Annotated in this window: 12 protein-coding genes; 6 read left to right on the forward strand and 6 right to left on the reverse strand. The window is 57.6% G+C overall.

All coding sequences use genetic code 11. The features are described 5' to 3' along the window. The first annotated feature begins 43 nt into the window (after window positions 1–43). The 3 genes from copA to ybaK all read left to right on the forward strand — a co-directional run bounded on the left by copA (window position 44) and on the right by ybaK (window position 4,086). Window positions 44–2,557 (forward strand): copper-exporting P-type ATPase CopA, encoded by a 2,514-nt coding sequence (copA, locus tag ACK13D_RS11440; RefSeq protein ID WP_418796400.1) that lies wholly within the window; start codon window positions 44–46, stop codon window positions 2,555–2,557. 71 nt (window positions 2,558–2,628) lie between these two features. Beyond that, window positions 2,629–3,432, forward strand: a complete 804-nt coding sequence (locus ACK13D_RS11445) for a TraB/GumN family protein (RefSeq protein ID WP_010259069.1) — start codon at window positions 2,629–2,631, stop codon at window positions 3,430–3,432. Window positions 3,433–3,606: 174 nt separating this feature from the next. Continuing rightward, window positions 3,607–4,086: a Cys-tRNA(Pro)/Cys-tRNA(Cys) deacylase YbaK gene (gene ybaK, locus ACK13D_RS11450; RefSeq protein WP_010259070.1), complete on the forward strand. Its 480-nt coding sequence runs from the start codon at window positions 3,607–3,609 to the stop codon at window positions 4,084–4,086. Here the strand turns inward: ybaK and ACK13D_RS11455 are convergent. After that, window positions 4,083–4,952, reverse strand: coding sequence for a LysR family transcriptional regulator (locus tag ACK13D_RS11455; protein ID WP_010671230.1), 870 nt, complete (start codon window positions 4,950–4,952; stop codon window positions 4,083–4,085). The two genes, ybaK and ACK13D_RS11455, sit on opposite strands and share 4 nt — an antisense overlap. Before the next feature lie 89 nt (window positions 4,953–5,041). Between ACK13D_RS11455 and ACK13D_RS11460 the strand changes: the two genes are divergently transcribed. Beyond that, entirely contained in the window at window positions 5,042–5,473 is a 432-nt protein-coding gene (locus ACK13D_RS11460; protein ID WP_062758236.1) for a multidrug/biocide efflux PACE transporter, read from the forward strand. A 34-nt stretch (window positions 5,474–5,507) separates the two neighbouring features. On the opposite strand, the gene ushA is transcribed toward ACK13D_RS11460, so the two are convergent. Next, the gene (gene ushA, locus ACK13D_RS11465; protein WP_187507109.1) at window positions 5,508–7,274 is read right to left on the reverse strand and encodes a bifunctional UDP-sugar hydrolase/5'-nucleotidase UshA; all 1,767 of its coding nucleotides are present in this window, start codon (window positions 7,272–7,274) and stop codon (window positions 5,508–5,510) included. Window positions 7,275–7,804: 530 nt separating this feature from the next. On the opposite strand from ushA, the gene ybaL reads away from it, so the two are divergent. Continuing rightward, entirely contained in the window at window positions 7,805–9,499 is a 1,695-nt protein-coding gene (gene ybaL / locus ACK13D_RS11470; RefSeq protein WP_010671227.1) for a YbaL family putative K(+) efflux transporter, read from the forward strand. 359 nt (window positions 9,500–9,858) lie between these two features. On the opposite strand, the gene ACK13D_RS11475 is transcribed toward ybaL, so the two are convergent. The 4 genes from ACK13D_RS11475 to ACK13D_RS11490 form a co-directional block, all read right to left on the reverse strand. Then, window positions 9,859–11,160 (reverse strand): inosine/guanosine kinase, encoded by a 1,302-nt coding sequence (locus ACK13D_RS11475; protein WP_010255936.1) that lies wholly within the window; start codon window positions 11,158–11,160, stop codon window positions 9,859–9,861. A 58-nt stretch (window positions 11,161–11,218) separates the two neighbouring features. Then, window positions 11,219–12,178: a ferrochelatase gene (hemH, locus tag ACK13D_RS11480; protein ID WP_022626102.1), complete on the reverse strand. Its 960-nt coding sequence runs from the start codon at window positions 12,176–12,178 to the stop codon at window positions 11,219–11,221. Window positions 12,179–12,291: 113 nt separating this feature from the next. Further along, a complete protein-coding gene (gene adk, locus ACK13D_RS11485) occupies window positions 12,292–12,936 on the reverse strand; it encodes an adenylate kinase (protein WP_010671225.1) in 645 nt (214 codons plus the stop codon). A gap of 129 nt (window positions 12,937–13,065) precedes the next feature. Further along, window positions 13,066–13,926 (reverse strand): DUF6024 family protein, encoded by an 861-nt coding sequence (locus ACK13D_RS11490; protein WP_010255933.1) that lies wholly within the window; start codon window positions 13,924–13,926, stop codon window positions 13,066–13,068. 186 nt (window positions 13,927–14,112) lie between these two features. On the opposite strand from ACK13D_RS11490, the gene ACK13D_RS11495 reads away from it, so the two are divergent. After that, the gene (locus ACK13D_RS11495; RefSeq protein WP_418796406.1) at window positions 14,113–14,982 is read left to right on the forward strand and encodes a LysR substrate-binding domain-containing protein; all 870 of its coding nucleotides are present in this window, start codon (window positions 14,113–14,115) and stop codon (window positions 14,980–14,982) included. Window positions 14,983–15,042 lie beyond the last annotated feature (60 nt).

Here is a 15,042-nt window from a genome sequence, read left to right on the forward strand (position 1 = left end):
AAAATGACCAATCGGTCAAATGGGATTACAGAAGGAGTTGATTATGTCACACACTATTTCTCTGGCACTGGACGGCTTATCCTGCGGCCACTGTGTCAAACGTGTCAAAGAGGCACTGGAACAACGCGATGATGTTGACCAGGCCGACGTGACCCAACAGGAAGCGCAGGTTTCCGGTCACGCAGATGCGGCCGCGCTGATCGCCACCGTGGAGCAGGCGGGTTATCACGCGACGCTGAAAACCGCGGACGCTTCCCCAAAGTCTGAACCGTTGACAGCATCAGAGCCGCCGCCGGAGGCGCTGACAACGGAGACTGCTTCCCGTCCGGCAGGAACAACCCTCCCCACCCATATGCTGCTGATTGAGGGCATGACCTGCGCCAGCTGCGTGAGCCGGGTGGAAAAAGCGCTGCAGCAGGTCGCAGGCGTCAGCCAGGCGCGCGTTAATCTCGGCGAACGCAGTGCGCTGGTGCTGGGCGACGCTGATCCGCAGCAGCTGGTAGCGGCCGTCGATGCCGCGGGTTATGGCGCGCAGGTAGTGGATGACGAGCAGGAGCGACGAGAGAAGCAGCAGCTCAGCGCCCGCAGCGCGATGCGGCGTTTCAGCTGGCAGGCTGCTGTTGCCCTGGCGTTTGGCCTGCCGCTGATGATCTGGGGCATGGTGGGCGACAACATGATGCTCACCGACCACAACCACGGCGTCTGGCTGACGCTGGGCATCGTGACTCTGCTGATCATGATCGTCACCGGCAGCCATTTTTATCGCAGTGCCTGGCGCAGTTTACGCAATGGCAGCGCCACCATGGATACGCTGGTGGCACTCGGCACAGGCGCCGCCTGGATTTACTCCTTTAGCGTGGTGTTGTGGCCCGACTTTTTCCCGCCGCAGGCGCGCCATCTCTATTTCGAAGCCAGCGTCATGATCCTGGGCCTGATCAATCTGGGGCATGCCCTGGAGCAGCGGGCGCGTCAGCGATCTTCTAAAGCGCTGGAAAGATTGCTGGATCTGACGCCAGCCCAGGCGCGGCAGGTTGATCAACAGGGCGACAGGCTGATTCCGGTCAGCGAAGTGCAGCCCGGCATGACGCTGCGCCTGGTCACCGGCGATCGGGTGCCGGTCGATGGCGAAATCGCTACCGGTGAAGCCTGGTTTGATGAAGCGATGCTGACCGGCGAGGCGGTGCCGCAAAGCAAGACCCCGGGCGCAGCCATCTTTGCCGGCACCCTGGTGCAGGATGGCTCGGTAGAATTTATCGCCCGGGCGACGGGTAATCACACCACCCTGTCGCGCATTATCCGGCTGGTGCGGCAGGCGCAGAGCAGTAAACCGGACGTGGGCCGTCTGGCGGATCGCATCTCCGCCGTTTTTGTCCCGGTGGTGGTGTTGATCGCACTGCTCAGCGGCGCAGTATGGTATCTGTTCGGGCCGCAGCCACAAATTGCCTACATGCTGGTGATCGCGACAACCGTGCTGATTATCGCCTGTCCTTGTGCGCTGGGCCTGGCGACGCCGATGTCGATTATTGCCGGTGTTGGCCGCGCCGCCGAGCTGGGGGTGCTGGTGCGCGACGCCGATGCCTTGCAGCGCGCCAGCCAAATCGACACCCTGGTGTTTGATAAAACCGGCACACTTACTGCCGGCAAGCCGCGGGTCAGTGACGTGCAGGTCTGGGGCGATGCCACCCGTGAATCAGTGTTAGCGACCGCGGCTGCGCTGGAGTTCGCCTCGGGTCATCCACTGGCAAAAGCGATTGTCGCCGAAGCGAAACTGACCCAGCCGCCTCTGTTAGCGCAATTTCGTACAATACGCGGCAAAGGGGTCAGCGGTAGTCTGGATGGCAGAACGTTGCTGCTGGGTAATGCCGCGCTGATGCAGGATAACGGCGTCGATTACCAGGCGGCGGAAGCAGAGATTGCGCGGCTGACGCAACAGGGTGCAACGCCGGTGTTACTGGCTGAGCAGGGCCAGCTAACCGGGCTTATCGCGCTGCGCGATCAGCTTCGCCCGGAAAGCGGCGCAGCCCTGAAGCGACTGCATCAGCAGGGTTATCGCCTGATTATGCTGACCGGCGATCATGAAAATACCGCGCGCGCCATTGCTGCCGAGGTCGGTATTGATGAAGTGATTGCGGGCGTGATGCCGGAAGGCAAAGCGGCCGCAATTGAACACTTACAGCAGCAGGGCTGTCGCGTCGCGATGGTGGGCGATGGCATCAATGACGCGCCCGCACTGGCGCAGGCCGATGTGGGCATTGCCATGGGTGGCGGCAGCGATGTGGCGGTGGAAACCGCGGGCATCACGTTGATGCGTGCCGACCTGAACAGCGTGGCGGACGCGTTAGCGCTCTCTTCCGCGACGCTGCGCAATATCCGGCAGAATCTGTTTGGGGCATTTATCTATAACAGCATCGGCATTCCGGTGGCAGCGGGTGTGCTCTATCCGCTGACCGGTACCCTGCTCAGCCCAATTGTGGCGGGTGCAGCGATGGCGCTCTCCTCCATTACCGTGGTCAGCAATGCTAACCGCCTGCTGCGTTACCGGCCACCGCGCGAGTAATCGCCGTTTCAGCGCTGTTTTTCACGCGCTGAAGTCGCTAGCATGGGGTTTTGAATCGCAAAGGACCGGGAATGACAGGCAACATCTGGCGCTCACTGCGCGGCTTTATCAGCCAACTTTTTCCCGCCAGTTACCGCTGGCCTGCGATGGATGTCCGGCTTGGCGATCGTCAACTGCATCTGGTCGGCAGCATCCACATGGGGACGCGCGACATGCAGCCGTTGCCCGCCCGTCTGCTGCGTCAGTTGCAGCAGGCGGATGCACTGATTGTGGAAGCGGATATTACTCAGGGTGGTTCACCCTTTGATCACCACGGCGATCGTCCTGCGCTCTCCACCCGGCTGGATAGTCACGCGATGCAAACGCTCACCGCACTCTGTCAGGAGATGAGCCTCAATCTGAGCCTGTTTGATAATCTGCCCGCCTGGCAGGTGGCGCTGATGTTACAGGCGCAGCAGGCACAAAGGCTGGGATTACGACCTGACTACGGCATCGATTATCAGCTGTTGCAGGCCGCAAAAGGTCTCAACAAACCGGTGATTGAACTGGAAGGCGCAGAGGCGCAGATCGCCCTGCTGACTGCGCTGCCGGATGACGGCATGGCGCTGTTACAGGATACGCTGCTGCACTGGCACACCAATGCGCGCCTGCTGCAGATGATGGTGAGCTGGTGGCTCGATACGCCGCCACGCCAGCCGGAAATCACCCTGCCCGCCACCTTCAGCCAGGCGCTGAATGATACGTTGATCGGTCAGCGAAATGCGCAGTGGTGTGACCGGCTTCAGGGATTATCAGCAGGAAACTATGTGGTAGCGGTCGGTGCTCTGCATCTCTACGGCGAAGATAACCTGCCTGAGATGCTGAAGAAGCCCTGAAAAAAAGAGAGCCGATAATATTATCGGCCCGTCAAAGAGGAATTTGTTTATGATTTTGGTTATCGCTCAGCAATCAGATTGCTGGCGCGCGGCTAATTTTCACTCAAAGAACAAAGTTTCGCCACCTTTTTCCACGATTCTGCGTAATAAGATTATTCTTAGTAAGGAACCTGTATGACGCCCGCCGTAAAATTGCTGGAAAAACAAAAAGTCAGCTTCACCCTGCATCCCTATGAGCATGACAGCAGCGAAACCCATTTTGGTGACGAAGCGGTACGTAAACTCAATCTGGATGCGCGCCAGGTCTATAAGACGCTGCTGGTGGCGCTGAATGGCGAGGCGAAACAGCTGGCAGTGGCGATTACGCCGGTATCGACGCAACTGGATCTGAAGAAAGTGGCAAAAGCGCTGGGCGCGAAGAAAGCGGATATGGCCGACCCACAACTGGCGCAGCGGGTCACTGGCTATCTGGTGGGCGGCATCAGTCCGCTGGGCCAGAAAAAACGGCTGCCTACGGTGATCGACCACTCTGCCAGCGCGTTTGACGCCATGTTTATCTCAGGCGGCAAGCGTGGACTGGATATCGAACTGGCTCCCCGGGATCTTTCACGACTGCTGGACGCTCCGTTTGCGGATATCGCCCGCCACGACTAAACCCGTGGCTGTGCGCAGAGCTGATCGATCATCCAGCGACCCGCCGGACCGGGTGGCGTACGGCGTGACCAGACCACCTCAATGGCGATATGCTGCGGCCAGCCCGGCATCGACAACTCTTTCAGAACGCCATGACCAAACTGTTTCACCAGCCAGCGCGGCAGAATCGTCCAGCCAAATCCCTGCTCCGCCATCTCCAGCAGTAACAGATAGGTCGGTGCCGACCAGATGCGGCCCATTGGCGCGGGTTCAGATGCTTCAACCCAGGTATTTAACCGCAGGTGACGAACCCCTTCCAGCTCGCTTTCGCTCAGGGTCTTAAGCTGGGCCAGCGGATGATCGCGATGTAAAAAGACCGCCATCTGCGCTTCAACCTGCAGTCGCGCCACGGCAATATCCACCGGCAGATTGGGCTGTGCCCGCACCACGCCCAGATGTACCCGTCCGGCCTGCAACAGATCCAGCACATCACCATCCTCGGCAATCATGACCTCCAGTTCAATCTCCGGATAACGGGCATCAAATTGCCTGAGCAGATGCTCGTGATGATCGGTTTGCCAGAAGTCTGACATGGCAAAACTGAGCCGGGGTTCAACGCCCTGCGACAGCCGTATCGCCAGCGCATCCAGCCGCTCGCTGGCTGCCAGGATCTGCTGAACCTGAGGAATAACGCGGCGTCCCTGCTCGGTGAGGACCGGCTGACGACCTGCCCGTTCAAACAGCGCAAAGCCGAGATCGTCTTCAAGACTGGCTACCGCCGCGCTGATGGTGGACTGACTTTTACCCAGCGCGCGCGCAGCGGCAGAGAAAGAACCGCTCGCCACAGTCTGCATAAAAGCCTCAAGGGATTCCGGGGAGTAACGCATCTGAACCATCGCTTTTTTCGATAGGTGTTCATTTTATCTTAGCATTCCGACGTGTGAAAATGCGCCGCATTATTGAAGGAGAACTCACAATGCGTACCCGCTCACTTAAAGAACGTATTCTTCATGCTGTCTGCTTTGAAACGCTGGCGATTCTGACCGTTTCGCCGCTGGCGGCATGGGCAATGAATAAACCGCTGTTTCAGATGGGATCGCTGGCGATTATGCTCTCTACGGTCGCGATGCTATGGAACATGATTTACAACAGCGGATTTGATCGCCTCTATGCGCCAGGCCAGAAACGTAGCCCGGGCGTGCGTGTATTACATGCGCTGGGGTTTGAAGGTGGATTTATCCTGATTGGTCTGCCCATTGCCGCCTGGATGCTGGATATCTCTCTGGGTCAGGCTTTCCTGGTCGAAGTGGCCTTTTTCCTCTTCTTCCTGCCCTACACCATGGCCTACAACTGGGTGTGGGACAAACTGCGCGAGCGCTGGATCAGACGTCACGCCTGCCGGGCGTAAGAAAAACGGGAGGCGCAAGCGCCTCCCGGTCAGTTCAATGCGTGGCGGCTGTTTCGTTCCCCCACGGCCAGATCCACGCCAGGATCATTTTTGGATAGTTACGCTTCCGCGCTTTTTCCGCAGCTTCATCCCGCGCCCGGATCTGCTCATCGGTCAGATGCACAATCTGCCCTTTCGGCTGATAGTCGCTGGCTTTGACCGGCGAGTGCGTCTTGATCCAGTCACGTAACACCTGCGCATCGACTGCCCCGCTGTTGAGATAACCCGCATGATTATCCAGACGCGGATAACCGTCGCCGCCAGCCGCATTGAAGCTGTTGGTTGCCATGCGATAATGCTGCGCATCCTGCAGCGGTTTACCGTTAATGCTGACGTCGCTGACATGTTTACCGTCTGCGGTCAGGCTGATACCGGCAAACTGGGCGTAGCCACCTGAGTCAGGCTGAATATTGGCGACCACATCCAGATATTTTTTGATCTCCGCCCCGGTCAGGCTGACCGAGACCACCTGATTGCCAAACGGCTGGACCTGCAGCAGGTCACGCCAGCTCAGCTTGCCCGATTTCAGCGAGGTGCGAATACCACCACCGCTCATCACCGCAAAATCGGCTTTGGTGTGCGCCATCTGGGCGCGCAGAATCAGCTGGCCGAGATTCGTCTGCTCAAAGCGAACCTGCTCTTTTTCACCGCTGAAGTTGCCGTCGGCGCTGCCGACATTCACGGTTAACTTCGCCTCAGCCCGTTTCTGGAATGGCATCAGCAGTTTCATCATGGCGGTGTTTTTCGGGATCTCTTCCTGCCAGGTGAGCCAGGTTTCGCTGCCATCCGCGTTCTTTATCTGATGTTTAAGGTTGACCGGCACCAGCTGATAAGCCTCCAGCGTCACCTGCCCGTTACGGAAGGTGAAGTCACCACGTCCGACATATTTGCCCCATCTATCCGCCTGCATAATCCAGATCCCGTTCTGCTGATCGGGTTTGCAGGGCTGGCCCGGCTGATAATTTTTAACGCTGACGTTCTCTTTTTCCATGCAGACCGCATCATGCGAATGACCACCCACAATCAGATCGATGGTGCCGGCAGGCAGGCTGCGCGCCAGGGTGACGTCATCAATGCCATTGCTGCCATGCTTACCGTCGTCATAGTGACCAAGGTGGGTCAGCGCGACAATCACGTCCGGCTTCTCTGTGGCGCGCAGTTCGGCAACCGCCTTCTCCGCCTCCGCAATCGGATCGCGGAACTCGGTATCCGTCAGGCCCGCCGGATTGGCCAGTTTCGCCGTATCCGGGGTGATCAGCCCGACCACCGCAATTTTCAGCCCGAGACGATTGAATACCGCCCAGGGCTTAAACAGGCGCTGACCGGTACTTTTCTGATAAACGTTGGCGGCGAGCAGCGGGAATCGCGCCCACTTCTCCTGCTTGCGCAGGACCGCGATGGGCTTGTCGAACTCATGGTTGCCCAGCGCCATGGCATCATAGCCAATCAGGTTCATCGCGCGAAAATCGGGTTCAGCGTCCAGCTCATCGGACTCCGGTACGCCCGTGTTCACATCACCGGCAGAGAGAATCAATGCGCCGCCGCCTCTGGACTGCACATCGTAGCGCATCGTATCCATTAAGGTTTTCTGCGCCGCCAGACCATATTCACCCTGCTCAGTAAACCAGAAATGACCATGCTCATCGTTGGTGTGCAGCAGGCTGAAACGATAGGTGCGATCGGCCTGGGCGGCCTGTGAAAACAGCGGCATCAGGGCCACCAGTAGTGCCACGCCCGCCCCTGTCCATTTAGATAACAACACTGTGATTCTCCTTAATTTGCCGTCTGGCCCGATTTTCTGCCGGTTTGCCCCACTGTGTCGCACATTCCCCCGGCGAACTCAAGGCCAACGCACATTCGCCTGTCTCTGTCTGCCGCTCTTTTTATCTCCGGACCGCTTTTGCTGAGCATGACAATAGCCGCAAGGCCGCGCCCGCGTCAGACTGGTTTGTTCCGGATAAGCCAGAACGGGTAGCCAGGCCTGATGTTAACCAGTTGTTTACCCCTGCAAAAGTGCCGCTGACGGGCTTTACCCTGTCTGTGCGCGCATTTAACCCTTATTTGTGTCATACCCACGGCATTTAGGGATGCTAATTTTTATTTACCCGGACCGCTTTAAACCGTCAAATCAGCCAATATTATGGATAATGAACAAAAACACCCTTTCGATTGTGCATTTGACTTTTTTTCCTGCTTTTTTAGGGTATTCCCGCAAATTGCTCAGCGAAAGAATAGATTTTGTTTTAAACTCATTTGTTACAAGCGGATACATTTGTATACAAGGAGACAGGCATGCATCACACCACACCGTTGATCACTACCATTGTCGGAGCACTGGTTCTGGCATTTCTCCTTGGGATGCTGGCAAACCGCCTGCGTATTTCGCCCCTGGTTGGCTACCTGATGGCAGGCGTGCTGGCTGGCCCTTTTACCCCCGGCTTTGTTGCCGATACCAATCTGGCTCCTGAACTGGCAGAACTCGGCGTTATCCTGCTGATGTTTGGTGTCGGCCTGCACTTCTCAATGAAAGATCTCATGTCGGTAAAGTCGATAGCCATTCCCGGTGCCATCGCACAGATCGCGGTCGCGACGTTACTGGGAATGGGCTTATCGTGGACAATGGGATGGTCGTGGATGACCGGCCTGGTGTTTGGTCTCTGCCTTTCTACCGCCAGTACCGTGGTGTTACTGCGCGCGCTTGAAGAGCGGCAACTGATCGATAGCCAGCGCGGGCAGATTGCGATTGGCTGGCTGATTGTTGAAGATCTGGTGATGGTGCTGACACTGGTGCTGCTGCCTGCGATTGCCGGCATGATGGAACAGGGCAACGCCAGTGCCGGACTGCTGGCCTGGGACCTGCTGTGGACCATCGGCAAAGTCGCCGCCTTTATGGTGCTGATGATGGTGGTGGGACGGCGTGCCGTCCCCTGGATCCTCGCCCGCAGCGCCGCCACCGGCTCGCGTGAGCTGTTTACTCTGGCGGTATTAGCGCTGGCGCTGGGCATCGCCTTTGGTGCTGTTGAATTCTTTGATGTTTCGTTTGCGCTGGGCGCTTTCTTTGCCGGTATGGTGCTGAACGAGTCGGAACTGAGCCACCGCGCCGCGCGCGATACGCTGCCGCTGCGTGATGCCTTTGCCGTGCTGTTCTTTGTCTCGGTCGGCATGCTGTTTGACCCGTCGATTCTGGTGACGCAGCCGCTGGCAGTGCTGGGCGCGCTGGTGATTATTGTGGTGGGTAAATCGGTCGCCGCCTGGCTGCTGGTATCGCTGCTCGGCCATTCACGTCGTACAGCGTTGACCATTTCGGTTAGTCTGGCGCAGATTGGTGAATTCGCCTTTATTCTGGCCGGTCTGGGTATCTCGCTGGGCCTGCTGACTGACGAGGGCCGCAACCTGGTGCTGGCCGCCGCCATCCTGTCGATTATGCTTAATCCGATCCTGTTTACCCTGCTGGAGCGTTTCCTGGCGAAAACGGAGACGATGGAAGAGCAGACGCTGGAAGAGGCGATTGAAGAAGAGAAGCAGATCCCGGTGGATTTCTGCAATCACGCGGTAATTGTAGGTTACGGCCGGGTGGGCAGTCTGATTGGTCAGAAGCTGCTTGAGGCCAATGTTCCGCTGGTGGTAGTTGAAAACTCCCGCGCCCGTGTTGAAGCGCTGCGCGAGCGCGGTATTAAGGCGGTGCTGGGTAATGCAGCCCGCGCTGACACCATGGAACTGGCCCGACTCGACTGCGCCCGCTGGCTGTTACTGACTATTCCGAATGGCTATGAAGCGGGTGAAGTGGTCACCGCCGCGCGTGAAAAACATCAGAATATTGAGATTATCGCCCGCGCCCACTATGACGATGAAGTCGAGTACATCATGGAACGGGGTGCCACCCGTGTGGTGATGGGTGAACGTGAGATTGCCAGCAGTATGCTGCAAATCCTGCAGGATGAGATGACCCAGGGCGAAGATTTACAGCCCTGCGATGTCGTGCGCTGATTCGTGTTAAGCAAAACCTGGCAGGCTACTGATCTATCAAAATCAGGTTGAATTTTACCGCAACGAATAAACTCAACACGCAGGGAACACGGACAGAAGAGCAAAGCGTCCCGCCGACCGGGACAAAAACGCCGGGAGCGTTTTTGAACAACGCAATGCGTTGGCCCGGCTACGGGCGCACCTCAGGGATGAGGTGCGTAGTCGTGCGGGACGAGCGGCCCGGGATGGCTTAAGCGACTTTCCGATCTGACCGTGTTCCCTTAACAGGCTCGATCTCATCGCTAACCGAGCCAGACATTGCCAGTCTTCTAAGGCCCTTCTCTTCAGAAGGGCTTTTTTATGCGCGGCAGCTGCCAGCTTTACCGATCCCAGTAAGACTCTTCCAGACTGTCTTCCCGCTCCGGCAGACCGCGTGTCAGACGCGGCGAATGCTGATTCAGCACCTGGTAGCTGACGCGGTTGGCATATTTACATACCTGCGCCAGCGACGAGTAGGTCAGGTAAGGACGCGCATGTTTGCTGGAGTTTGGCACATTCAGGCTGTGATAGTTGTTGGCGGTGATGTCATGCAGTAACGCCGCCAGCGCACCATCTCCGGCGCCGTTGGTGTTCATGATCTTTTCCGGTCCGCCCATATAAGGCGCGATGTGCGAGAAAATGCGCAGCGGCTGCTGGCAATCCTGCTGGCGCATCACCCGGCTGAACTCATACTGGTTGAATTCAGCAATCGCGCCAGGCAGCAGCGGATGGTTGGTTTTGCGTTTGAACTCTTCTTCAGTGTAACCCGCCATATAGAGCCCAATCGGGCCAGCAGTACACAGCACCAGATCGACCCAGTCCAGCGCCATATTGGCGGCGAGCAGCGGATCGCTTTCGCCGGTCAGCGCCAGCGCTTCCTCTTCATTCATCGCCACGATGCTGACATGCTCGCGCAGGAAATCGCGCCAGAACTGAGGATTGTCGCCAATCACATGTTTGGTGCCCAGCGTCAGCACCACCGGCACGTTGTGGCGTTTGGCATACTCAATCGCCCGTAACGTTGCCTGCGGCATCGGTTCACCTTCGGCACAGCGCACCAGATAGGAGGTCAGTACCAGCGCAGAGGCTCCGGCGATCACCTCTTCCGGTACGTTATCCGGATGCAGCTGGTTCATCTGGCCGGGGCTGATAGCAAAGGTTCGCTCGCCATGTTCGCCAATCAGCGTAAAGCAGCGACCAATAGCGCCATCCACGCCCTGCAGATAGTTAAGATCGACACGGCTTGAGGTGTTACAGAGATAGCGATAGGCGTAGCCGCCAATCTGGATGTTATTGCACATGACGCCCAGCAGCACGGAGCGGTCATCGGCCAGCACCGAGAAGTTATGCAGCGTGTTACCGATGGTGCCACCAGCAAACTGATGGGTGATCAGCGCTTCCTGCATCAGTTCGTTGTACAACGCTTCCGCGACGGCATTATCGATAACCAGCGAGTGCCCGGCACTCAGGCCATAACGTGCAAGAAAAGCGTCATCGACTTTGGCTTCGATATCCACCAGCGTCTGGTCGATACCCACTACCCAGCTGCCTGCATCAACGTCGTGCTGGGCGGGCTGTAACAGGGGATCGCGTGCGCTGACGGGAAAGTAGTGTTTGGATTTGCGTTTGCCGGGAAATTTCATCGGGAGGTGCCGTCTGGAAAAACAGGCGGAGAATGATATCACACTCTCCGCCTGCGCTTTAACGGCGTGCGTCGACCAGTTGCACCATCATGTCGATATGCGCCTCATCGGCGTTCAGCGCAGGGATATACTCAAACTTCTCACCCCCTGCATGCATGAAGATTTCGCAGTTTTCACCACTGATCTCTTCCAGCGTCTCCAGGCAGTCTGACGAAAAGCCCGGGCTCATCACCTGAACATGTTTGATCCCTTTAGCGGGCAGGCTTTCCATGGTTTTATCGGTGTAGGGCATCAGCCAGGGTTCACGACCAAAACGCGACTGGAAGGTCATCATATACTGATCATCACGCAGGCCCAGCGCTTTGACCAGGGCCGCCGTGGTATCCGCACAGCGCTGCGGGTAGTCATCGCCTTCGTTAGCAAAACGTTGCGGAATGCCGTGGAACGACAACACCAGCAGATCGGGCTGACCGTGCCGCTCAAAGGATCGCTCCACCGTCGCTTTCAGCGCGGCGATATAGGCCGGATGTTCGGCGTAGTCGCGGATAAACTGCACATCAGGCAGCGAGCGGTAATCTTTGAATACCGCGGTCAGGCCATCCCACACTGCCGCCACGGTGGAGCAGGAGAATTGCGGATAGAGCGGCAGCACAATCAGGCGGGTCACGCCCTGCGCCATTAGCTTATCAACCGCGCTTTTCAGGCTGGGATTACCGTAGCTCATGCCCACCTCGACGGGCATATCGACCCGTGCCGCCAGCGCATCGCGCTGACGCATGCTGTAAACCAGCAGCGGTGAACCGCCTTCCATCCAGACCGATGAGTAGAGCTTAGAGACGCGCGGCGAGCGAAACGGCAGAATAACGGCATTGAGAACCGGCCACCAGAGCCAGCGCGGCGCATCGACCACGCGCGGATCGCTTAAAAACTGTTTCAGATAGCGTTTAACTGCAGGTGTGGTGGGCGCGTCTGGCGTACCTAAATTAACCAATAACACGCCGGCCTTATCTTGCCTCATTTGAGTTCCTTGATAACAACGGGGATGCGTGAAAACGGGGAAATTGTAGCGGAATTAGTGGGAGGTAAAAGCGATTACTGCAAAAGGGGCCAGTAATACCGGCCCCTGTGAACTTAGCCCAGGATCTTAGCCAGCTCGGCACTGACTTCGGTCACCTTACGGGTGCCGTCGATTTTGTGATAGGCAGTGTTGCCCGCTTCCGCTTCTTTGCTGTAGTAAGCAATTAGCGGCGCGGTCATCTGGTGATATTCCACCAGGCGCTTACGCACGGTCTCTTCCTGATCGTCTTTACGCATGGTCAGCTCTTCGCCGGTCACATCATCTTTGCCTTCCACTTTCGGTGGATTAAAAGTGACGTGATAAACGCGGCCTGATGGCGTGTGAACGCGACGGCCCACGATACGCTCAACGATCAGTTCATCCGGTACGGCGAACTCCAGCACGTGATCAACGGTGATCCCGGCCTCTTTCATTGCATCTGCCTGAGGAATGGTGCGCGGGAAACCGTCCAGCAGGAAACCGTTTTTGCAGTCTTCCTGGGTGATACGCTCTTTGACCAGCGCAATCACCAGCTCATCGGTCACCAGTTTGCCAGCATCCATAATGGCTTTCGCCTGGTTGCCCAGCTCGCTGCCTGCTTTTACTGCTGCACGCAACATGTCGCCGGTGGAGATTTGCGGAATGCCATACTTCTCCATGATGAATTGGGCCTGAGTCCCCTTACCTGCGCCCGGAGCTCCGAGCAGAATAATACGCATTGCGTAAATCCCCTTGCGAATCGCATTGATCTATCTTAGAAGCGAAAGAACATACCATTATGACCCGCTCATCACAAGGAAGGGCGCGGATCGCGCAGGGCGACCTGAGCTGCTTTTTGGCCCTGCCCCCTACCCGCCTGGCCTGCCGGACGCTTTTTCAGATTTACCGCCTGAGCCGAGCAGGAATTGCAGTCGTCGGCTCAGATGATGGGTCATATTCACGCTTTTTTTACCGCTGCCGCGCACGTTAGCATTCAGCAGCAGCCGCGCCTGCTGCGGCCATTTCACCACATCTTCCGCATCTGACAGCGATGTGATCACGGAGGCCGGGACATTAAAGCTGGCAAACGGCAAACCGGGCTGATGGCAGGAGTTCAGCGGCAGCGGGTCTGACAGGGAGAGCGCATCGACGGTGGCGGCATTGTAAGGCCGCCAGTGCGGATCGTCGAAGCGGCGCAGTGCCTCATGCGTGGCGGTCAGGGTCAGCCCCTGTTCGAAAAGCCGCAGTTCGCTGCGCACCAGCGTACTGAAGTCATGGGTCCGCAACGCCACCAGCACCAGATCGCTGCAGATCTCAGCGTGGCGATCCAGTCGGGTGACAAACAGATGGGCTTCGTCGATCAGTTTCTGATGCAGCACGCTGGCAAAACTCTCGCTCGCCTCCGTCACACCCTGGTTCTGGCAATCCCGCAGCGGACGCACGCGGCCATTGGGCAATTCGACATGCGGTACCAGCATGATGCTGCCCGCGATCAGCGGAACTGCTGGCAGGATGTTGAGTTCGGTTACCGGAAAGTGCGAGGCGTAACGGTGCTGATTGCGCGCCTGCTCCTGCCGCAGAAAGAGCTGAGAAAGAAGGACCTGCGCCACATGCAGCGAGGGCGCGAAGAAGAGATCGAACTGCTCCAGCCGGTAAAAACGTGAGAGCGCCAGGCGTAACCGATGGCGCGCCTCTGCTGAAGTTTCAGAGGATAAAGAGCGGTGTGCCATGGTTGTCTCGCTTCGGGGAGTGTGCGGCGTGAACGCTGGTTAAGCGAGGCGGAATACCCTGAAAAATCACAGATATAAGGCTGAGTCAACCCGCCAGAATTTGCCCTACAGAGTAGGTCAATGCGGCTGGACTTTAAAATGATATAAATTGACAATCCCTGTTAGATTTTTGCACAGGGGAAGAGGATGAACGGACTGCCGCCACTGAGAGCGCTGCACTATTTTCACCAGGCAGCCTTACACAGCAGTTTTAGCGTGGCGGCTGAACATCTGCATGTTACGCACAGCGCCATCAGCCATCAGATTCGCCAGCTGGAGAGCTGGATGGGCAAACCACTTTTTGTCCGCAGCCATGGCCGCGTGAAACTGACCTCACACGGTGAACGTCTGCTGCTGAGCTGTCAGCAGGCGTTCAGTGAGTTGCGCAGCAGCTGCGAAAGCATTCGTACCGGGCTGCTTCAGCAGATTCGGGTCTCCTGCGCCCCCAGCTTTTTGTCGCAATGGCTGATTCCCCGTATCGCCAGTTTTTATCAACGCTATCCGGAGATTGAGGTTCACTTCCAGCCGCTGACGCAGATCTCGCAACTGCGCAGCGAACATGTGGATGTGCTGATCCTCAGTCACGGCGAGCCAACTGAATCTGACATAGACGCCACGCTGGTCAGCGAGGATGAGATTGGGCCGCTCTGCGCACCTCACTTTGCTTCGCAACTGCGGGTCGGCGAGGATCTGGCCGCGATGCCCCTGCTGCATGCGGATACCCGGCTGCACGCCTGGTCAGAGTGGGCGGACAAAGCTGGGGTCAGCGGCCGCTTTAACGGCGGAAAGCATTTTGAGAGTCTGACACTGGGGATTCAGGCCGCACGAAGTGGTCTTGGCGTCCTGATGGCACCGCGTTTGCTGGTACGCAAAGAGCTGGAGGATGGCACGCTGCTTGCGCCGCTTGGCTTTGTACGCGTCGAGCGGGCCACATGGATGATGACAAAGCAGAGCCGTCGGCACGATACGGAGATCAGCCTGTTTCGCGACTGGCTGCAGGATGCCGCAAAACCATAAAAAAAGCCGGTGAGGGTCACCGGCTTGATGCTGTGGCTTTATCAGCCGTCTGAGGCCGGT

Origin of the sequence: Pantoea sp. K16 (genome assembly GCF_048452805.1) — a bacterium.
GTDB lineage: Bacteria > Pseudomonadota > Gammaproteobacteria > Enterobacterales > Enterobacteriaceae > Pantoea > Pantoea agglomerans.

Excerpts from the sequence above, each read along its gene's own strand:
- ACK13D_RS11445 (WP_010259069.1), top strand. The coding sequence starts at position 2,629 with ATGACAGGCAACATCTGGCGCTCACTGCGCGGCTTTATCAGCCAACTT.
- hemH (WP_022626102.1), bottom strand. The coding sequence starts at position 12,178 with ATGAGGCAAGATAAGGCCGGCGTGTTATTGGTTAATTTAGGTACGCCA.
- ACK13D_RS11455 (WP_010671230.1), bottom strand. The coding sequence starts at position 4,952 with ATGCGTTACTCCCCGGAATCCCTTGAGGCTTTTATGCAGACTGTGGCG.
- ACK13D_RS11460 (WP_062758236.1), top strand. The coding sequence starts at position 5,042 with ATGCGTACCCGCTCACTTAAAGAACGTATTCTTCATGCTGTCTGCTTT.
- adk (WP_010671225.1), bottom strand. The coding sequence starts at position 12,936 with ATGCGTATTATTCTGCTCGGAGCTCCGGGCGCAGGTAAGGGGACTCAG.
- copA (WP_418796400.1), top strand. The coding sequence starts at position 44 with ATGTCACACACTATTTCTCTGGCACTGGACGGCTTATCCTGCGGCCAC.
- ACK13D_RS11495 (WP_418796406.1), top strand. The coding sequence starts at position 14,113 with ATGAACGGACTGCCGCCACTGAGAGCGCTGCACTATTTTCACCAGGCA.
- ACK13D_RS11475 (WP_010255936.1), bottom strand. The coding sequence starts at position 11,160 with ATGAAATTTCCCGGCAAACGCAAATCCAAACACTACTTTCCCGTCAGC.
- ACK13D_RS11490 (WP_010255933.1), bottom strand. The coding sequence starts at position 13,926 with ATGGCACACCGCTCTTTATCCTCTGAAACTTCAGCAGAGGCGCGCCAT.
- ybaK (WP_010259070.1), top strand. The coding sequence starts at position 3,607 with ATGACGCCCGCCGTAAAATTGCTGGAAAAACAAAAAGTCAGCTTCACC.
- ybaL (WP_010671227.1), top strand. The coding sequence starts at position 7,805 with ATGCATCACACCACACCGTTGATCACTACCATTGTCGGAGCACTGGTT.